This window comes from Citrobacter amalonaticus (genome assembly GCF_018323885.1).
GTDB classification, from domain to species: Bacteria; Pseudomonadota; Gammaproteobacteria; order Enterobacterales; family Enterobacteriaceae; genus Citrobacter_A; species Citrobacter_A amalonaticus.
On the sequence record NZ_AP024586.1, the window covers coordinates 90337 to 108950 of the forward strand.

The 18614-nt window shown below is 57.1% G+C and carries 25 protein-coding genes; 24 read left to right on the plus strand and 1 reads right to left on the minus strand.

Going from position 1 to position 18614, the window contains the following annotated elements; genetic code table 11:
- Window positions 1-23: 23 nt before the first annotated feature.
- On the minus strand, window positions 24-665 hold the full coding sequence (locus tag KI228_RS22770) for an Arc family DNA-binding protein (protein WP_141227335.1): 642 nt from the start codon (window positions 663-665) through the stop codon (window positions 24-26).
- Between the two features lie 196 nt (window positions 666-861).
- On the opposite strand from KI228_RS22770, the gene KI228_RS22775 reads away from it, so the two are divergent.
- The 24 genes from KI228_RS22775 (at window position 862) to KI228_RS22890 (ending at window position 18589) form a co-directional block, all read left to right on the plus strand.
- Window positions 862-1215 carry a type IV conjugative transfer system pilin TraA gene (locus KI228_RS22775; RefSeq protein ID WP_141227336.1) on the plus strand — a complete coding sequence of 118 codons (354 nt, stop codon included), beginning with the start codon at window positions 862-864 and terminating at the stop codon, window positions 1213-1215.
- Window positions 1216-1217: 2 nt separating this feature from the next.
- Window positions 1218-1520, plus strand: coding sequence for a type IV conjugative transfer system protein TraL (gene traL / locus KI228_RS22780; protein ID WP_040078747.1), 303 nt, complete (start codon window positions 1218-1220; stop codon window positions 1518-1520).
- Window positions 1521-1525: 5 nt separating this feature from the next.
- The gene (locus KI228_RS22785) at window positions 1526-2110 is read left to right on the plus strand and encodes a TraE/TraK family type IV conjugative transfer system protein (protein WP_141227337.1); all 585 of its coding nucleotides are present in this window, start codon (window positions 1526-1528) and stop codon (window positions 2108-2110) included.
- Window positions 2111-2121: 11 nt separating this feature from the next.
- Window positions 2122-2862, plus strand: coding sequence for a type-F conjugative transfer system secretin TraK (gene traK / locus KI228_RS22790; protein WP_141227338.1), 741 nt, complete (start codon window positions 2122-2124; stop codon window positions 2860-2862).
- Entirely contained in the window at window positions 2859-4268 is a 1410-nt protein-coding gene (traB, locus tag KI228_RS22795) for an F-type conjugal transfer pilus assembly protein TraB (RefSeq protein WP_141227339.1), read from the plus strand. Before traK ends, traB begins: the two co-directional genes overlap by 4 nt.
- 10 nt (window positions 4269-4278) lie before the next feature.
- Entirely contained in the window at window positions 4279-4773 is a 495-nt protein-coding gene (locus tag KI228_RS22800) for a hypothetical protein (RefSeq protein WP_141227340.1), read from the plus strand.
- A 1-nt stretch (window position 4774) separates the two neighbouring features.
- Window positions 4775-5524 carry a hypothetical protein gene (locus tag KI228_RS22805; RefSeq protein ID WP_212807601.1) on the plus strand — a complete coding sequence of 250 codons (750 nt, stop codon included), beginning with the start codon at window positions 4775-4777 and terminating at the stop codon, window positions 5522-5524.
- Window positions 5521-6252 carry a hypothetical protein gene (locus tag KI228_RS22810; protein WP_141227341.1) on the plus strand — a complete coding sequence of 244 codons (732 nt, stop codon included), beginning with the start codon at window positions 5521-5523 and terminating at the stop codon, window positions 6250-6252. The genes KI228_RS22805 and KI228_RS22810 overlap by 4 nt, the downstream gene beginning before the upstream one ends.
- A 94-nt stretch (window positions 6253-6346) precedes the next feature.
- Window positions 6347-6793 carry a hypothetical protein gene (locus tag KI228_RS22815; RefSeq protein ID WP_141227342.1) on the plus strand — a complete coding sequence of 149 codons (447 nt, stop codon included), beginning with the start codon at window positions 6347-6349 and terminating at the stop codon, window positions 6791-6793.
- 47 nt (window positions 6794-6840) lie between these two features.
- On the plus strand, window positions 6841-7395 hold the full coding sequence (traV, locus tag KI228_RS22820) for a type IV conjugative transfer system lipoprotein TraV (protein WP_141227343.1): 555 nt from the start codon (window positions 6841-6843) through the stop codon (window positions 7393-7395).
- Window positions 7392-9992, plus strand: coding sequence for a type IV secretion system protein TraC (gene traC, locus KI228_RS22825; protein ID WP_141227344.1), 2601 nt, complete (start codon window positions 7392-7394; stop codon window positions 9990-9992). The genes traV and traC overlap by 4 nt, the downstream gene beginning before the upstream one ends.
- On the plus strand, window positions 9989-10405 hold the full coding sequence (trbI, locus tag KI228_RS22830) for a type-F conjugative transfer system protein TrbI (RefSeq protein ID WP_141227345.1): 417 nt from the start codon (window positions 9989-9991) through the stop codon (window positions 10403-10405). Before traC ends, trbI begins: the two co-directional genes overlap by 4 nt.
- Window positions 10402-11037 (plus strand): type-F conjugative transfer system protein TraW, encoded by a 636-nt coding sequence (gene traW / locus KI228_RS22835; protein ID WP_141227346.1) that lies wholly within the window; start codon window positions 10402-10404, stop codon window positions 11035-11037. Before trbI ends, traW begins: the two co-directional genes overlap by 4 nt.
- A complete protein-coding gene (locus tag KI228_RS22840; RefSeq protein ID WP_046887014.1) occupies window positions 11034-11327 on the plus strand; it encodes a hypothetical protein in 294 nt (97 codons plus the stop codon). The genes traW and KI228_RS22840 overlap by 4 nt, the downstream gene beginning before the upstream one ends.
- Window positions 11318-12346: a hypothetical protein gene (locus KI228_RS22845; RefSeq protein ID WP_141227347.1), complete on the plus strand. Its 1029-nt coding sequence runs from the start codon at window positions 11318-11320 to the stop codon at window positions 12344-12346. Before KI228_RS22840 ends, KI228_RS22845 begins: the two co-directional genes overlap by 10 nt.
- A 102-nt stretch (window positions 12347-12448) precedes the next feature.
- The gene (locus tag KI228_RS22850; protein ID WP_046887012.1) at window positions 12449-12670 is read left to right on the plus strand and encodes a hypothetical protein; all 222 of its coding nucleotides are present in this window, start codon (window positions 12449-12451) and stop codon (window positions 12668-12670) included.
- Between the two features lie 62 nt (window positions 12671-12732).
- The gene (locus KI228_RS22855) at window positions 12733-13056 is read left to right on the plus strand and encodes a hypothetical protein (protein ID WP_141227348.1); all 324 of its coding nucleotides are present in this window, start codon (window positions 12733-12735) and stop codon (window positions 13054-13056) included.
- Window positions 13053-14045 (plus strand): conjugal transfer pilus assembly protein TraU, encoded by a 993-nt coding sequence (traU, locus tag KI228_RS22860; protein WP_046887010.1) that lies wholly within the window; start codon window positions 13053-13055, stop codon window positions 14043-14045. Before KI228_RS22855 ends, traU begins: the two co-directional genes overlap by 4 nt.
- A 9-nt stretch (window positions 14046-14054) precedes the next feature.
- Window positions 14055-14675: a type-F conjugative transfer system pilin assembly protein TrbC gene (gene trbC / locus KI228_RS22865; protein ID WP_141227349.1), complete on the plus strand. Its 621-nt coding sequence runs from the start codon at window positions 14055-14057 to the stop codon at window positions 14673-14675.
- The gene (traN, locus tag KI228_RS22870) at window positions 14672-16498 is read left to right on the plus strand and encodes a type-F conjugative transfer system mating-pair stabilization protein TraN (protein ID WP_141227350.1); all 1827 of its coding nucleotides are present in this window, start codon (window positions 14672-14674) and stop codon (window positions 16496-16498) included. The genes trbC and traN overlap by 4 nt, the downstream gene beginning before the upstream one ends.
- Window positions 16498-17277 carry a type-F conjugative transfer system pilin assembly protein TraF gene (traF, locus tag KI228_RS22875; RefSeq protein ID WP_141227362.1) on the plus strand — a complete coding sequence of 260 codons (780 nt, stop codon included), beginning with the start codon at window positions 16498-16500 and terminating at the stop codon, window positions 17275-17277. The genes traN and traF overlap by 1 nt, the downstream gene beginning before the upstream one ends.
- An 8-nt stretch (window positions 17278-17285) precedes the next feature.
- Window positions 17286-17777 carry a hypothetical protein gene (locus tag KI228_RS22880; RefSeq protein WP_141227351.1) on the plus strand — a complete coding sequence of 164 codons (492 nt, stop codon included), beginning with the start codon at window positions 17286-17288 and terminating at the stop codon, window positions 17775-17777.
- A gap of 4 nt (window positions 17778-17781) precedes the next feature.
- Window positions 17782-18000, plus strand: coding sequence for a hypothetical protein (locus KI228_RS22885; RefSeq protein ID WP_141227352.1), 219 nt, complete (start codon window positions 17782-17784; stop codon window positions 17998-18000).
- A complete protein-coding gene (locus tag KI228_RS22890; RefSeq protein ID WP_141227353.1) occupies window positions 17990-18589 on the plus strand; it encodes a type-F conjugative transfer system pilin assembly thiol-disulfide isomerase TrbB in 600 nt (199 codons plus the stop codon). Before KI228_RS22885 ends, KI228_RS22890 begins: the two co-directional genes overlap by 11 nt.
- Window positions 18590-18614: the final 25 nt, after the last annotated feature.

An 18614-nucleotide genomic window follows, 5' to 3' on the forward strand; every position in this document is an offset into this window, starting at 1 on the left:
CGGCCTCATCCGGCCACGGTCGATCACTGAGAGCTGTTTTTATCCCACGGCAGCTCGCTTTTCTCAGCGTCAGATATTCTCTCTTTTAAAAAGACCTCGAACTCCATACAAAGCACTTTCAGCGCCTGCGCATCCTCGTTCTGGTCAAGTATGCGCTCCGTAAAATAGCCCAGAGTATTCATCAGGCGGGTCAGCATTTCGTCATTCAGACTGCGTTTATGCACCCGCGCCATTGTCCTGATTTCTTCCGCAAGATTCTCCGGAATACGCATGCTATATCCGGTTGTTTTACCCGGTAATAAAACCCTCTCTCCCTCACGCCACATCCACAACTGCTCAGCGTGAACGTCCTGAACTGCATTTTCATCAATCCCGGCACCACTTCCATCAAGCAGCTGGCCCAGCCATTCCTCAAATTTTACTGCCAGTGATATAAGCCGTTCTGCTTCAGCGGTTTTAATTACCGGATGCCCCGGCTGATAATTCAGGGATAACAATAACCTCGCAATAATTTCATCATTAACACTCCTTTTCCCCACCCTGGCGCATATTCGCAATTCCATAAGCAAATTATCCGGCGCACGCAGACGCCACTCCACGGCTTCGCCAGGCCGGAACTTTCGCGGACGACCGCGCCCTTCCCACATTTTCTCTTTTACTTTCATATGTATAGATCTCGGATACCATCACCAGGTTAACTGCCAGACCAAGCCTACCCCCTTCCATATTCAGATAATTCCGAATCGTTTCTAAAAGTGTGACATGTGTCACAGTTTTTTTTTTTTAGGGTCATGGGACAATTACGCCCGCGTAAACAAGCACTTACGCACCTCACTTTTGTTTACTTCGGAGAAAACAAGCATGAGCACCAAAAGCAATGCCCTTAAGGCTAAGAAGGGATGGGCGGTAGCGTCTTTATTTCGCAAGGCCCGCGAAAATGCGGCGTTACGTAATGTGGCTAAATGTGGCGGACTGGCGTTAATTTCACTTATGTTCGCTCATTCAGCCCTGGCGGCAGGTACGGACTTATTGTCCAGCCAGAACACAACTGTGAACGCAACATTTGGTTCCGGCTCTTCTATTGTTAAATGGTTTTATCTCGCCGAAATTCTTTTCGGTGTTTTCATTTACATTAAGACCCGTTCTCCTCTGACCTTTATCGGTATTCCCATTCTTATCATCGCCACCCGCGTTGGCTTTGCTATCGCGAGCTGACCATGAACGGGGAAGAAGATAAATACTACTTCCCGGAAACACTGAACCAGCAGGAACGCTATTTCGGTTTGCCTCTCGATGAACTTCTTATTACTGCGCCACTCGTTATTCTCGGCGTGCTTAATAACATGGCGATTGAACTGACCGTTGTAGCGGCCCTTCTGTGGATTACTGTCAGATACCTTAAAAAAGGGCAAGGCTCGTACTGGTTGCTGAATTTCTGCTACTGGCACCTGCCTTCCTTTTTATTCAGGGTAACGTTCCGACAGATTCCTGATTCAAGTTTCCGGCACTGGAGGGCGTAATTTTCATGAAGATGAAAATAAAAGGAGAGCGTGATAAACAACTCAGCCATGCGTTTATTGGGCTCTCAATTGTGGCGCTGTTATCAAGCGCCGGAACAGCAATAACGGGTTCACTGGCGTGGTATTTCGCCACCACCCAGAAAACCATTACGACTCCAATGACGTACAACCATCCCTTCTCTTCTGACGCACACAGCGCCGATGCAACCGGCATGACCATGTTCGCCACTTCCTTTATTTACTGGCGACTGAACGTGAGCCCCGAAAACATCGATAACAACCAGCAAATGATTCTCGGTTTTGTCCCCTCCGCCAGTCGGGACAGGCTGAAGAAAGCGCTGGATGTTGAAGCTGAGCGAATCAAAAAAGGCGGCATCACCACCCGCTTTGAAACTGCAGAAGTCAGGGCCATGAATGAGCCCGGCGTGGTGGAGTTCAGTGGCACACTGAAGTCCTCCACTACCAACGGCGCCATTACCACCCCCCTGAAGGACCAGGACAAGACCTACCGGCTGAGACTGACTTATGAGAGCGGGATGATTCATCTGCTTTCCTTCGAAGAACTCCAGCCGGTCACCACCACTAACTGACAGGACTACCCATGAAAAAGCGTTTTTCACCGGTGGCTGCTGCTGTGTTATTGGCGGCAGGGTTATTTACAGGCGGCCTCCGGGCCGCCTCCGCACCTGCCGCCATCCCGTTTGAGAATGATGCCGCCTTTAACGTCACGCTCAGCAATAACAGCCCGAACAAAATTGTTATCGACGGGGAGCTGATTACCAGCATCAACGGACCATCCGGTGCGTATGACAAGTACAACACCGAAGACGGCGCCTTGATTCTTTCACCGCTTGTCGGCCAGAACTTCAGCATGTTCATACAGACTGACCACGGCTCCTCACTCAGCCTCAACGTGAGACCGCAGCCGGGTAACGGTAGAACGCTGCGCTTCACCCCCATGTCACCGCCACTGCGTAAGAACGACGACGCTAAGGCATGGGAGGAAGGACAGACCTATGAGAAAACCCTGGTCGCACTGTCGCGAAGCGTGGTTAACGGTCAGGTACCGGATGACTACCAGGAATATCCGGTCAGCCGTATGACCGCATACACCCCGGCAACAGGCGTGCAGCTTGCAGCGGAACGCCAGTTTGTTGGCAACCACCTGCGCATTGTGCGCTTTCGCATGACCAACCCCGGCAACATCACACAGAATCTGCGCGAGCGCGACTTCTGGCACAAGGGCGTGCGGGCCGTAATGCTCTCACAGCACACGCTTTATGCCGGCGGCCAGGGTTATGCCTGGATAGTGTTTTCAGATGAGGGAGTACCGCGCTCATGAATCTGAATGAAAATCTCAGAACCCGCCGCAAGCAACTCGCTGTACTTGCCGGTGTCGCAGTCGCAGGTGCCGCACTTGCCGGCGGCGTAATGTGGTACGGGCACTATCAGGAAGCAAAGAAACAACCCGCACCAGTAGCCGCACCCAACGTAACCGGCGTCGTGACAGCAGCTTTTAACGAACAGGTTAACGAATCGGCCCTGTCACAGCAGCAGGCCAAAACCTCTGCGCTCGAGCAGCAGATGTCCATGCTGTCGCAACAGGTCGCACAGAACAAACTCACCACAGAACAGAAGCTGGCCGACAAGGATGCGCAGATTGCGCAGCTGACCGAGCAGCTCGCGAAAGCCCCCGGCAGCAACGCGACCACGGGCCAGCAGACACCACCTGCAGGCCCGAACGGAACACCACTCCCCGGTCCGGTTGCTGCCGGCCAGGCCCGCCCGCCTGAATACAGCGTCACCCCTACATCCGCACCGTCCGCCAATGGTGCAGTGAATATGGGGCAGGGCGTCGGATTCTATCCGGGAGGCTCAGGCCAGCGCATAACCGGCGGTCTGGCCACCACCTCATTCAGCTACGACCGTCTGAAAAAGAAGCCGACGAAGCTGCCCTGGATCCCGTCCGGCTCCTTCTCCGAGGCCATCATGATTGAAGGGGCTGACGCGAATGCCAGCGTGACTGGGCAGCAGAACTCCAGGGCAGTAACGTTTCGTTTGCTGGGCAATATCCAGATGCCCAACAACAAGGAGTACAGCGCTGATGGCTGCTTTGTGGTGGGCGAAATCTGGGGTGATATCTCCAGCGAGCGCGGCGAAGTCCGGACGAAGTCGATCAGCTGCGTGCTGAAGAACGGAAAAAACATCGACATGGAATTCAAGGGTCACGTCAGTTACCAGGGCAAGGGCGGCATTCGCGGCAAGCCGGTCATGCGTAACGGCAAAATCATCGGCTATGCCGGAGCCGCCGGTCTTCTGTCCGGGTTCGGTGAGGGCATCAAGTCTGCCGCCACGCCGTCGGTTGGTCTGGGCGCCACGGCCGAAGTCGGAGCCGGCGACGTGTTTAAACAGGGCATTGGCGGTGGTGCCAGCAAGGCTGCCGACACGCTGAGCCAGTACTGGATTAAACGTGCCGAGCAGTACCATCCGGTGATTGATATCGGCGCCGGCAATCAGGTCACCGTCGTGTTCCAGGAGGGCTTCCGCCTTGAAACGCTGGAAGACGCTGAAGAGCAGAAGGCGAAGGAAGCGGTTCAGGCTGCAGGCAATGCCGCTGAAAATGCTGTAACGCCTCAGCCCGCCTCACAGCAGACTACCTCAACCAGCACGACGTCGGTCGGCAACATCAACCCCGACGATATCCTGCGCCAGGCCAGCCAGCTGCGTCTCGGTGACACCATCAACTGAGGGTGTAACGATGCGTGATAAAGAGATGAATGACCAGTTGCTGAAGAGCATCAGCTTTGACCTGAAGGAGTGGGAGAAGCAGGGCAATACTCCCACTGAGACTGGCCGCACCCTGGCTATCTTAGTGCTGATCATCGCAGGCAGCTTTGCCCTCAGACTCCTTCTTGAAGGGGGAATATTTTTCCTGGCACTTCTGATATGGGTTCTGATGATTCTCGGGTTTGCCTGGTGGTTATTCAGGCGCCCCGGATTGTCCTGGGCTCAGGAAGTAGACCACAAGCTGGCTCAGTATCACCCTGTAGACCAGATGGCCTGGGAAGAGCTCAGAAAAAGTGTGGAAACGGATGGTGTGACGCTTCATAACATTCAGAGCTGGTTTTACCAGGAAGTCAGGGCACTTACCCCGCCTGCTGAACAGAAATGGAAAATGCTGCAGAACAAACTCGGCGCGCAGTGCACCACGACACCAGAGCAACCGGTGAAGCCGGATACGAAGGAGGAGTGAGATGATCCGACTCGTTCTCGCCGCAATGATCCCGCTGTCGCTCCTCACGGCGCAGGCGGCGCTGGCCATCGATGACTCTGAGGCCTCCGTGTTTGATTCTATATTTGGCCTCAACGACGGGAATAAAGGGCAGGGAGCCTTTGAAAAAGACCAGAAGGCCGCACTGGCCGACGAGGACCCCTGGCACGCATGGCAGGTCTTGTCGGCAAACCCACCCGCAGAGATGTCTGAAAAGGTGCGTAGCCAGTATGCCAAACTGGCATCCTCATTGATTCTGAAGGCGGCACGCCAGGGTAACCGGGATGCACTGATTACCGTTTTCAGCAGGGGAGAGGTTCGGCAGTTTATTTCAGCACGGGCAGAGCTTTATGAACCTTTGCTTAAGCTGGCTGAACAGGCCGACGGAGGCAGGGAGGATATGAAACTTCTGTCTTTAGCTGGCGATATTCTCCAGAAAGGGCAGTGGATTATCCAGGACAGCCAGCGCGCAGCCGGTTTTTATGCCCGTGCCTGGCTTGCCGGTGATAACGATGCGCCTGGCAGCCTGTACCGGCTCTATCAGTATCTAAGAGACCCGGCCTCCGCCTACCTCTGGTCACTGAGATGTATCGGGAAATGCACGGCGATAAGCGAGGAGGAGCTGGCGCTCGAAAGTCTGTCACCCCGCCAGATACAGTGGATTCAGAAGCTGGCGCACGATAAATCTGTCATTACTGTTAACGGCCTTGCGGTCCGTAAGGAGCTGCAGTGAATCCAGTGACCCGCCGGATGGTAACCGCACTTCTGTTGGCCGGTATCTTCCTCAATGTTTCTCCGGCGATGGCGGCCAAAAGCAGCAGTTCTAAATCCATGCGCTCGTCGATATCAAAAGGCTCTGCCGTTCGCAGTTCGCCGCGCCCTTCAACTTCAGGGCCGGTTCATTACCGCAGCGCAAAGCCGGATAAAACATACCGACAGTCAATGAGTGAGGCCAGCTCCCGCTCCGTTCTGGAGCGTTCCCGTACCCTGCCATCCGAAAAGCTGCAGACCGTCATTCGTGAAAAGGAACGCAGCGGACCCGGCTGGATTGGTACCGGGTTGCTTGTCTGGTTGCTGAGCCAGCACGACCTCTCCTCCTCCGATCGTCACTGGATTGAGAAACAGATTGATGAGTCGAAGAATGAAAACGTGCAAACGCAACTCCCGCCCCCGCCGCTTTCAGATGTGGTTTTCAGCTGGGTATATCCACCTGTGTTTAATCAGGGTGAAACATCACTCATAACTGTGAAAGCCACTGAAGGAGAGCAACAGAAACCCGTGACGGTAAGTTGCGTGCTGAAAGACATTCACAGCAGTCAGGACGGCATTGCCGCCAGGCTTGAATGGACGCCCCTGAAGGAGGTCACTGCGGTCATGCGCTGTGAAGCTGGCGGGTTGAGTGATATGCGTATTTTCAGTATCAGGGATAGTTGCGATAACCGCCATAGTCCCTGCGATTGATGGCGACTAAGGGTGTAAGAACAACCAACTGAAGCCACATGGACTGCTCTCCCCCGTTGACACAGTTCTCTCCACTCGTATGAGGATTAAAAACTTGAATACTGAACAAACCAAGACATTACAGACCATCAGAAATGATTTTCTTGCGTGGGAACGCGAAGGCGTAAAGGGAACGTCAGAGCCGTATTACGGCATGTTAGCGATATGCGCAGGGGCTGTCCTGATGGTCTTTGGCATGGCATTCAGTGGGCAGAAACTGGCACTTGCCTGCGGAATTATCGCTGCACTGGCCGGACTGGCGCTGCTGTTTTACAAAGAAAAGGGAGCGGATGGCAGGGCAGACGATATTCTCCTCAGCGTCCTGGCTTACCGGCCTGTAAACGAGGAGGCTTACCAGAGCCTTTTAGAAACGATCGCGTATGCCGGGAAACTGAAGCAGCCAGACCTTAAGAACTGGCTGAGCGCAGAGCTGGCAGCACTTGAAAAGACTCAGACGAAGGAAAATAACCGGTCTGACCCTGACACCACCCTCACTGATTAAACGAATAACCCACACACCTGTTTAACCCCCTTAACCGGAGTTACCCCATGAAAAACCTGATGGGCGCTGCACTGCTGTGCAGCGTTTTAACCGGCTGCGCCGGTATGAATAGCGATTTCGACTGCAACAAGACCGCAACAGACCAGTGCCTGACCACCGGCGAGGCCAACAAACTGGCTGCGCAGGGCAAAAGCCTGGCTGACCTGACGGCAGAGAAGACCACAAAAAAGCCTGCGGGTGAAACCCTGCCGGCACTGCGTAACACAGCGCCTGTCGTTAACCCGCAGCGTCCTGTTTCCGTCGCAGCAACCGGACCGCTGACTGCAAAAACCATCGCACCGCGTCCGCTGGCCAGCGCACCGGTAAGCTCCGGTTCAGTGGTTACCCCGCTGGTTACCACTGGCCATGTGACGCCGGTAACGCCGGTCAACACGGCAGGTCGCGTGCCGGTTCAGCGTATCCCGGATGCCACTCAGCGACTGTGGATCGCGCCCTGGGTCGACACCGATGATAATTTCCATCAGCCCGCCGTGGTGGAGTTCGTGAAAAACAAATCCCACTGGGATGAGAGCTATCGCGTTATCGGGGAGGGGGGAGAATGAGTTTTGTCGACAGCCTGATGGGCATGCTGAAAAACGGCAAGGAAGAGGACGGCGCGGCAACTGCCCGTAACAACCTCTCCCAGACATGGGACTATCCCTCGCTGGTTGCTGCCCTGCCGTATCGTTATTACGACGATGTGAGCGATCTCTTCGTGAACGAAGGTACGGCGGGCTTCATCCTTGAAGCCGCGCCGCTGCCGGGCGCAAATGAGCAGGTGATGGCGGCGCTTGACGATATGCTGCGCAAGAAGCTGCCCCGCAAAACACCCGTCACCGTCATCCTGACGGCCAGTAAATGTGTGGGCGAGCGTATCGAGCGTGGCGTGAGTACCGATATGTGGAAAGGCCAGATGGCCGATCACCTTAATAAAATCACCCGCGCGTTCTGGCAGCGTTCGGCTCTTCACGGGCTGGCCAATGAACGGGAATACCCGCTGTACCTGCGCAACTACCGCATCTTTATTGTGTATGGCAAGCCAGCGAAACGCTTTACGCAGCAGGTGATGGATGACCTGATCCAGGTCCGCAACACCATCCGCGTCTCGCTCGGTGCCGCGCGTATCGACTGCATCAATACCAACGTGAACGCTTTTCTGTCGCAGATGCGGGAGCTCATGAACTACCGGCATGAGCAGGTGATGATGTCCTCTGACGACTATAACGAGGATGAGAAGCTGAACCGTCAGGTCGTCGACCGGGCAATTGATCTGAGTGTGCATCCCTCCCACATTCGCGTCGAACTGCCTGAGTCGATTGAGCCCAACGGGACACGTCTGCCGGCCTCAGCGTGTCGTATCGTGAACATGCAGCTCAGTAAGAACCCTAAGCGATTTGCCCTGTGGCAGGGCGCTGATAACCTGCAGAACCTGCGATTTCCGGACCTCGGCATTCCGTGTCCCTTTATGCTGACCTGGACCACGGAGCTTGAGGAGCAGACCAAAAGCCAGGGGGAGGCGTTTCGCAAGGATCAGGACCTCTCCAAAAAGGCCAATTCAGCCTATGCCGCGCTTTTTCCCGGTACCAAAAAGGCCGCAGATGAATGGCGCCGTACCCGCGAGCAGCTTCACAGTAATGAGATTGCGCTCTGTAATACCTACCTGAACCTGACGCTGTTTACCCCGGACAACCACACGGAGTCACAGGCCTGCGAGCTGGCTGCCGTGAACGTGTTCCGTAAAAACGAGCTGGAGATGGTCACAGTTCATTACCAGCAGATGCGTAACTGGCTGGCTGGCTTCCCGTTTGTGATGCAGGAGGGCATGTGGGCAGACCTGAAAATGACCGGCGCCACGCTGCGTGCCAAGTCCTGGAATGCGGTGAGTCTGATGCCGGTGGTGGCCGAGCGCCAGCTGTCAAATCTGGGCATGCCGCTGCCGACCTACCGCAATCAGGTGGCCTTTTTTGACATGTTCGGGGAGGAAAACGGCAGCACTAACTTCAACATCGCCGTAACCGGCACCTCCGGGGCGGGGAAATCCTTCCTGACGCAGGGCATCCTGCGCGACGTGCTGAACGCAGGCGGGTTTGCCTGGGTTATCGACATGGGCGACAGCTATAAGAACTACTGTCACCAGGCCGGCGGGGTGTACCTCGATGGCGCGAAGTTGCGCTTCAACCCGTTTGCGAACGTCCGGGACATTAAGCATTCCGCAGAAGGTATTGTGCGCCTGCTGACAGTCCTGGCCAGTCCTACCGAGCCGCTTGACGGCGTCTGTGAGGCCATTCTGCAGAAGGCGGTCATGGACGCGTGGGAAAGGAAGCAGCACGGCGCCCGTATTGATGATGTGCACAATTACCTGACCAGTGAGGAGGTGAATACCGCCTTTGCCGACAAGCCGACCATCATTGCGCGTCTGGCAGAACTGGCGATGCTGCTTGAGACCTACTGTACATGGGGGCCGGATGGTGAATACTTCAACGCCGACAAGCCGACGCTGGACGGGGAAACCCGCTTCGCGGTGCTGGAGCTGCTGAGTCTCGAAGACAAGCCGAAGCTGCTTTCATCCATTCTGTTCTCGCTGATCCTGGCCATTCAGGAAAAGATGTACCACAGCCCGCGCGACCTCAAAAAAGTCTGCATCATCGACGAGGCCTGGCGTCTGCTCGGCGGCTCCAACCCGCACGCTGCGCGGTTCATCGAAACCGGCTACCGTACCGTACGTCGCCACCGTGGCGCATTTATCACCATTACTCAGGGTATCAAGGACTTCAGCGCCAGTAAGGAAGCTGAAGCGGCCTGGAACAACAGCTCCACCAAAATCACCCTGCTGCAGGATACGAAAGCTTTTAAACAGTATCTCGCTGACAACCCGGATCAGTTCTCTGACGTTGAAAAAGAAGTTATCCGGGGCTTCCAGCCCGCACTGCAGACCGGCTACAGCTCCCTGCTTATCAGCGCCGGTGAATACAGCTCCTTCCATCGCCTGTTTGTCGATCCGGTTACGCGCGCCATGTTCAGTTCGCGCGGCGAGGACTTTGCCTTTATGCAGAATGCGCAGAAAGCCGGCGCAACGGCAGAAGAGGCGGCGTACCTGCTGGCCGAGAAGAAATACGGTGATGAACTTCGTGAACTTGAAGAATGGGTGAAAGCCGCATGAGCAATGAAAACGAAAAGCCGTATGACGGCGATACCGTCCAGGACGGGGTAACAATGGCAGGCCGGCTGGCATCCCGCCGGGTAAAAGGGGGGCTGGTTGTACTGGCCGCATTGCTTGCCATGACCGGTGTGGCGTATGTGACGGCGAAAGCGGTCACGCCGGACGTGGTGGTCTTCGACATGAAGGGCACGGTTGACCTTTTTATGCAGCAGTCATCACAGATGAAGCTGGATGAGACGAAGGCCAGCGCGCTGACGGCCCGCTTCAACACGGCGCTGAATGACAGCCTGCGGGACTGGCAGGGCGATCACAACGCCATCCTGCTGGTCAAACCGGCAGTGATTAGCGATGAGACCGATATCACTGCAGAAATACAGGCCGACATTGCCCGGCGCATGCAGGGGGGCCAGTGAGAAAACAACTGCAGCTGTGCGCCCTCGCCGCAGGGGTGCTTTGTGCCAGTGCCGGAGCAAAGGACCTGGGTACCTGGGGTAACGTCTTTGAGCCGGCCGAGCAGGACATGCTGGTCTTCATTCAGGACAGACTGAAGGGCATGGAGCAGTCCGGTGAACTGGGCCGGCTTAAGGAAGAGGCCATCGATCGGGTCAGGAAAAATGCGGTGCGTCCTGCGCCGGTTGAGGGCCTGACGGCCGCTGTCACCTACCGGTCATTTCCCTATGACCCGACCTTTACCGTGAACGAAACCATCACTGACATGCGCGGGAACGTCATTGCCCTCAAGGGCGACCAGGTGAACCCGCTCGACAAGGTGGCCTTTAATCAGGTGCTCTACTTTATCGACGGCGATAACAAAGAGCAGGTGGACTGGACCCGACAGCAAATCGCCGGAAAGACCGGATACAAGGTGATCCTGGTGAACGGCAACATCAAGGAGACCAGCGACGCGCTCGATGAGCGTATCTACTTTGACCAGTCCGCCATCCTGACCCGTAAGTTTGGTTTTCAGCATATCCCCGTGCGTATTTCCCGTGATGGCCGCACGCTGAAAGTGGAAGAAATCCCCATGACAGGAGTAAAAAAATGACGGCAACCACGTTAGGCGATCTGTTTCCTGAAATGCGCCAGGCCGCACCGGCGGTAAAACAAAAGAAACTGAGCAACAAAACGACCCGAACCGGCACGGCAGAGCGTCTGAAAAACCTGTATCCCGAAATTGAATCCTGGAACAACGTCCTTGCCACGCAGGCCTGGTGGCAGTGGCTCAGCACAAACGGTATGCCACTGGTCGAACCGGAAGCGCGCGACGAGCGTTTCCCTGAATATCTGGTCGGTCTGATCAAGGCGAAGATGCAGGAGATGGGATCATGGCGCTGACGGACTGCTTTATCGACCCCGGCTCGCTGCAGGGCTTCATGACCTGTCTGCGCGAAAGTGAAAATCTGACGGGCGTGGCGATGATGGCTGTTCTGTTTGCGGCCTGGCTGACCGTGCAGCTTATGGCGCAGAGACGCCGTAAGGCGCGACAACGTGTGGCTCTGCCGGGGATCCCCGTGACGCAAAACCTGATCCGTTTTGGCGACGAGAATCATGCCGCCGGGGTACACAACTTTGTGAACCGGGAGTTGTTCCAGCTGATGCTCAACGAGATGGAAAAAGCGCTGACAGACACAGGGTATGCACTGACGCGTAGTGAAGCAAAGCGCGTGACGATCTCAGAGGCAGACAGGCAGAAAATCAGCCGCCGGATTTTCCGGGTGCGCCAGTGCTATATCACACCGAGAGTATCTGAGCAGGCGATGAAAGACAGCGAGGATGCGGCTGTGAACGATGGCTACGCCGGTACCTGGCTCAGCGTACTCATCAGGGCGAATGAAGCGCAGGGCTGGTATGTCAGATGTCATCCGGGCACGGGAGTACAATCATGGGAGGATTTTGCCTGGCCAGTAAAGCAGGTTGTGGTGACAGTGTCGGCCTCCGCACCCGCGCTTACCCGTGATGTGGTCCGTGTCCTGAAGGAAGTCCCGGCCGTGCTGGAGCAGATGGCGTTTCAGGAATGGGATGGCTCAGTCATGAAGCCGGTACCGGTCACGACGCAGGGAATTCAGGCGGAGCTGGTCCGGAAGAGCTGCGCCACGCCGCCGGGTTTTTTCCCGGAACCAGCGGGCCGTAACGTGCCTGACGGGCTTGAAAGCTTTGCTGCAGAGCCGGCGCACGATGTGAAGCGGACTTTCAGCGTATTTATACAGGTCACGAAGCGAAGAGACACCAGAGACATTGTGCACTGGCTGATGATGGTGTGTGAGCGTCTCGAAGCCGGTGAACTGCGCGGCGCGGAGTATGATGATGACAACGGCTACGCCTTTATTGTCTCCCCGCCCTCCGGCTCTGACTGACTTACCGCCGCTTCTTTCAGGATGTTCGGTGCTCACTGCGTTGCGCTCCGCCTCAGCCTGAAAGCCGCGCCGGTTTCCGATCAACCCCGACAAGGTAACGCCATGAAAAAAGACCCTGAATGTGAAAAGGGCCGGAATGTGACCATCTCAGCCGTTCGTCATGACGAAAAATCGGCTCTGCGACTGAATGCCATTCTTGCCGAGAACCCCCTTTATTACCCCTCTGTCGTATTGCGGGCCGGATTACTGGCCCTTGAAGGACTGACCAAAGAAGAGCGTCTGAACTTCATCATGAAAGCTGCTGTGAAAACCGAAACGCACTAACCCCCTTCTGTTTTTCGCCCACCCGCCGGTCTGGTGGCTGCGGCATTCCCGGAGAGAACACCATGACTTTTCCTGAACCCATCGGGCCGGCGACGGTCGTCCGTGATCCGGACGGCTTCTGGACCCACCCCCGTTATTTTGAGCCTGAAAGCGATGAAGCGCGCCAGGGCGAATTCGGTGACTGGCTGCACCGCCACCGCCTGACCTGCAGAACCTGCTGGATGGAAAGCGACGCGCCCCCGTCTGTGACAGCGGCATGGGAGGCGGGAGACAGTAAAGCCTGCGACTGGCAGCCATCGGTCCCGGACGGCGAGGGCTGGTTTATCGGCTCGATTCACGACACGGAAGACGGTCCGATCTGCGTCTGGTTACGGGAGGCGCGATGAAGCTGTTCTCCTGGCTTTCTGCCGTGATGCTGGCCTGCCTGCTTCAGGTACCCCTTACGGCCTCAGCTGCCGGTGCGGGTGACGGACGATGGGTGAACCCCATCTCGGACGTGTGCTGGAAGTGTCTGTTTCCGATGTCGGTCGGCAGCGTCAAGCTGGCTTCCGGTCCGCAGCCGGACACCACCAACCCCGCTTCGCCCATCCAGATTTGTTCCTACGGGGTGCTCTATCGCATGGGGCTGGCCATCGGTTACTGGGAGCCCACCGCCATGACTGACGTGACCCGCGAGCCGGGCGTGATGGTGAATATGGGCGGCTTCAAAATCGACCTCGGTCGAACCGGTACCGGCACGGCAGGGCAGAGCGACCGGCCCGCAGCCGGCGCGTTCTACCACGTTCACTGGTACAAGTACCCGCTCATCTCCTGGCTCAGCATCATGACCAGCACCGGCTGTTTCCAGGGCGGTGACATGGACATTGCCTATATGTCTGAAGTCGACCCGCTGTGGAACGACAGCACCCTGTCGATGATGATCAATCCCGAGGCGTCGCTCTTTGGCAACCTGATTTCACAGGCCGCGTGTGCGGCAGATGCGGTGGCCAGTACTGCCGGCGTTCCGCTGTCGCCGCTGTTCTGGTGTGCCGGCAGTCAGGGCAGCATGTATCCGTTCACCGGTTTTACCAGTGGGGAATTCTCGCCGCTTGAGTCCTCATTACTGGTCACGGAGCGCATGGCCTTCAAGCTTCACCGTGAAGGTCTGGTGATGAACACGGTCGGGGCCGACGTCGCGGTCTGCTACCAGTACCCGTCACCCATCGTGCCGAAAGAGCGCTGGCGATACCAGATGGTGAACATGTACCCCGAGACCAACAGCTGCCACGCCTTTGGCGCCAGCACTCAGACCTGGGGTACACCGCATAACTCCCCGCAATCAAAGAAGAACTTCGGTTACCTGCTCTGGCGCAAACGCAACTGCGTCTATACGTGAGACACGCCCATGAAAAACACATTTTTCCGTGCGCTGCTGGCCAGCGCCCTGATGGCCTGCACCCTGAACGTGATGGCCAGTGAACAGTCCAGCGTCTCCGCCGGCGATATGAACTGGATGAAGCAGCAGCAACAAACGCTGGACGATTTTAAGCAGCGATTGCAGGGGGCAACGATGCAGCTTCCGGCTGAGCAGCAGGCGCTTATCGAAAAACTGCAGGGCGACATTGGTCGTCAGCAGGCCGGACAGCAGGCCGGTGAAAAGCGGACCTTCCCGGCCATTTACTTTGTCAGCCTGGGGCTGCCGCGTGAGGGGCTGCTGCCGATGCTCAAGGATGCTAACCGCTACGGCATCCCGGCGACGCTGCGGGGACTGGTGAACAACGATTTACGCCAGACTGCCTCGGCCATGTTTGAGCTGGCCAAAGAGGACAAGAACATCGGGGTTCAAATCGATCCGACCCTCTACACCGAATATCACATCACCGCCATCCCCGCGCTGGTCGTGACCTGCTCCGGGCGCTATGACGTCATTCGCGGCAGCCTCCCGCTGAAGGATGCGCTGGAGAGGATCGCAAAAGACGGTGACTGTGCAGAAACCGCAAAACGTCTGCTGAAGGAGGCCGAATGAAACAGCTTCTCGCAGCGGCCATACTGCTGCTTCCCTCCGTCGTGATGGCCGATGCCGTCAGCGACGCCTATAACGCCGGTGCCGCCTATGGCAAGGGCAATGCCGGACAGGGCACCGGCACTCTGAAAAATCCCGGTGCCGTCACAGGCGCCATTCCCGGCTATACCGCTAACCCGCCCCAGAGCGGCTATTACGGCGGCGTAAAGGGGGGCGACGGTGGCCTGGCGGATAAAGGGCAGGAGGCGCTGCAGAACAGCAACGCCGGGCAGGCCATTATCGACTCGGGTGTTAAAAATCCGCTTCCCGTTATCGATCCTGAATCCCCCTTCATCACCATCGGCAAGAACGCCGAGACGAACGCCGGCGGTATCGTGAACGGGATCGGCAACGCCCAGCAGTGCCAGCAAACCACGGTGAACAAAACCGTGTTTGAGAAGTATACCTGCGAGCGGGATGTATGGGTGGAGCAGAGCTGTGCACGTAACGGGACTGCAGCCGGCGGTTACGGTGACCCGGTCGTCACCACCAAAACCATTACCATTAATCCGGGCGACTGGAGCATTTCGAACCGCATTATGAGTTTCACGGTACCGGAAGACATGGTTGTCACCAGCGGGACATTAAAGATGGATACACCCGCCTGGATGCTGGATGCGAGAGGCACCTTTATGGGTACGAGTCTGACGCTATCTTATTCGCAGACGTTTACGCTGAAAGTGTCCGGTTCGGTGCTGAAAAAAGGTCAGGTTATCTCTTCTTCCCAGTTCTGCGACAGTGACTGCAGCCGGATCACGACCTCTCTTATCGACAGTCAGATGCGAAGCTACGCCAAATTTACCCTGGTCCTGACGGCGCGCGACACCTACACGCCGTTTGAAGGAACGGTTAAATGGTCAGAATCCTGTGGCTTCAGCAAGTCCGGGGCAGTGAAAACGAACAGTGTCTGCACCGTGGCCGGCGGCAACCGCACCATTACCTTTGATGGGCAACAACGGACCGTATACAGCAGCTGCTGGCAGTACACCGACATGTATCTGGTGAAGTCGGACTCCAAAGGTACGTGTGAATCGCTGATGAACAACAAGGCCTGTACCTCTACGGGCACGACGTGTACCACGAAGAACGGCAGCTACTGCGAGCACGAGACGGTCAGTTACGACTGCCAGAAAACCTACAGCTCCGGCGGCCTGGTGTGCGGCGGGCAGTACTTCTGCAAGACGGGCGACTGTAACGACACCAACGGTGCCGGTGACAGCGGGTTTGATACCGCCGTTGCCAAACTGGCAGGCCTGGCCTCAGCGGCCGACGACGTGAAAAAGCAGCAGGACGGCATCGACGTGCGTGCGTTTACCGGAAGCGTGATGAGCTGTCGCAAGGCGGTTGCCGGGTTCTCCAACTGCTGCAAGGACTCCGGATGGGGTTCGGATGCCGGGCTGGCCTCCTGCAACAGCAACGAGATGGCGCTCGGCAAGGCGAAGGCCAAGAAGGTGACCGTGGACGTGGGCGAGCGCTGTGACAAGGAAGTGCTCGGCGTCTGTGTCCAGAAGAGCAAGGTGTACTGCGTGTTCGGCGGCAAGCTGGCGCGCATCATCCAGGAGCAGGGACGTCGTGACCAGCTGCGCGTCGGATTCGGCAGCGGTAAAAACCCGGACTGCCGTGGCATCACGGTACCGGAGCTGCAGGGCATCGACTTCGATAAAATCAACTTTGCTGATTTCTACGAAGACCTGATGAACAACCAGAAAATTCCGGATACCGGCACCCAGGTGAAACTCATCAAGGACCGCATTGCCGCCCAGGTGAACCAGCAGGGAGGCAAATGATGAAACGTGTCCTGTGCGGCCTCATCCTGGCCGCGCTCAGCCTGCCGGTGATGGCGGAGGAGATCGTTACTCCCTCAGAGCCCTTTACCGGCTGGTTCTGGTACAACGAACCGAAAAAGCCCCCGGAGCCAGTGAAGCCACCACCACCGGCGCAGAAGCCGGTACCGGATTTCAGCAAAATGACGGCGGTAGAGCAGGCAAACGTGCTGAAAGGCTACATGCAGGAGGCGCTTAACCGCGCCATTCTGTACCCGACCCGGGAGAACACGGCGACGTTCCTGCGCTGGCAGAAGTTCTGGACGGACCGGGCCTCCATGTTCAGCCAGTCCTTCGCCGCCGCGCAGCTGACCCACCCGGAACTGGACTACAACCTGGAATACCCACACTACAACAGCATGGCGCCGTTTGTTCAGACCCGTGAACAGCAGAAACAGCAGGACGCGGTCACTCAGCTGGCGCAGCAGTACGGTCTGTTCTACTTCTACCGGGGCAGCGACCCGATTGACGTGCAGATGGCGGGCGTGGTGGCTGACTTTGCGAAAACCAACGGGATATCGCTTATCCCGGTTTCTGTGGACGGACAGGTGGCCGCCACGCTGCCGCAGAGCCGCCCGGACACAGGTCAGGCCCGTGCCATGAACATCAGTCACTTCCCTGCGCTGATGCTGGTCGACCCGAAAACCCGTAACTTCCGTGCACTGTCGTATGGCTTCATGACGCAGGACGATCTGTCGAAACGCTTCCTGAACGTGGCCACCGGTTTTAAACCCAACTCTTAAGGCTATTTATGAGACAGATGTTATTTCCTCTTCTGCGGGATGCCGTCCGGCTGGCGTTTTACACCCTTGTGGCCGGACCGGCGCTGCTCCTTTATGTTATGGCGCTTATCGTGGTGCAGGACGGCTCACCCTCACAGCAGTTCCTCAGTGCGGCACGTCGCCTGACGGAAGGGGCTCCGGCTGGTAAGGTCATGCAGTGCGTTACCCCTGAGCCGGAGCGAAACGTTGTGCTTCACGCAAAGGATGCCGGTTCACCAACCTGGACGCCGCCTGTCCCGGACGATCTTGCTGACCATCCCAGACCCAGCCCCCCCATTATTCAGTTCTGTCATATGGAGCCTGTCGATCGGACGTTCTGGACCCGCCCGGCGGACCAGCTTGTCACCATTCTCTGGCTCGCTGGCGCACTGCTCGGTGCGGCATGGGCCTTTATGACGCAGCGCCTGCCGCAACCGGCACCTGCCACATTCAACAGATCTGTTCTGCATAAAAAGGATTAAGACCATGAACGTAAGTTTTTTTGCCGGCCTCATCTTCTGGGGCATGATGGCGCTCGTGCTGAGCGAGCTGATGACCCTCTCTGTCACCGCGACTCAGGCCGGTCTGGTCTGGCTCAGCTACGGGTTGTGGGCCGGAGCAGCGATAATGCTGGGCCGCGCCGCGCTTCAGGTGCTGCGTGAACGTCGCACCCTGCGCAGCGGGGTGACCGGGCATGAGCGTTAAATCTCCTGTGATGGCCCTTCTGCTGTGCATGCCGTTACTGGCGCAGGCCGGGGTCCGCGAAGAGCTGATGGCGCTTGAGGCGGCCAAATCAGCAGAGCCGGTGGCCCTGAGTGCTGTCGCACCCGCACCGGTGCCGGCCTCGCTGATGGCCCTGCCGGACGGGCGTCAGGCAAACATGAAGGACTATGCGGTGGTGGTCTTTATGCAGGCACACTGCCAGTACAGCGCGAAGTTCGACCCATTGCTCAAGGGCTGGGCCGACGAGCACAACATCCGGGTATATCCGTATACGCTCGACGGCGGCGGCGACAGCGCGTTTCCGGTGCCGATGATCCCCCGCAAGACCGATCCGAACGCGCCTATTGCCGATGAGATTGTGACCTTCTTCGGCAACGGCCTGCCGATTGCGACCCCGACCGCCTTTATGGTCAACGTGAACACGCTGAAGGCATATCCCCTGACCCAGGGCGTGATGGACGTTCCGGTGCTGGAATCCCGCATGGCGAGCCTTATTCAGGCCGACCTTGATAATGTTGACCCGAACATGCTCCCGCCAATGCCGGCAAGCAGCCAGGTCACTCCTCAGTAATACATTTGCAATACAGATAAAGCGT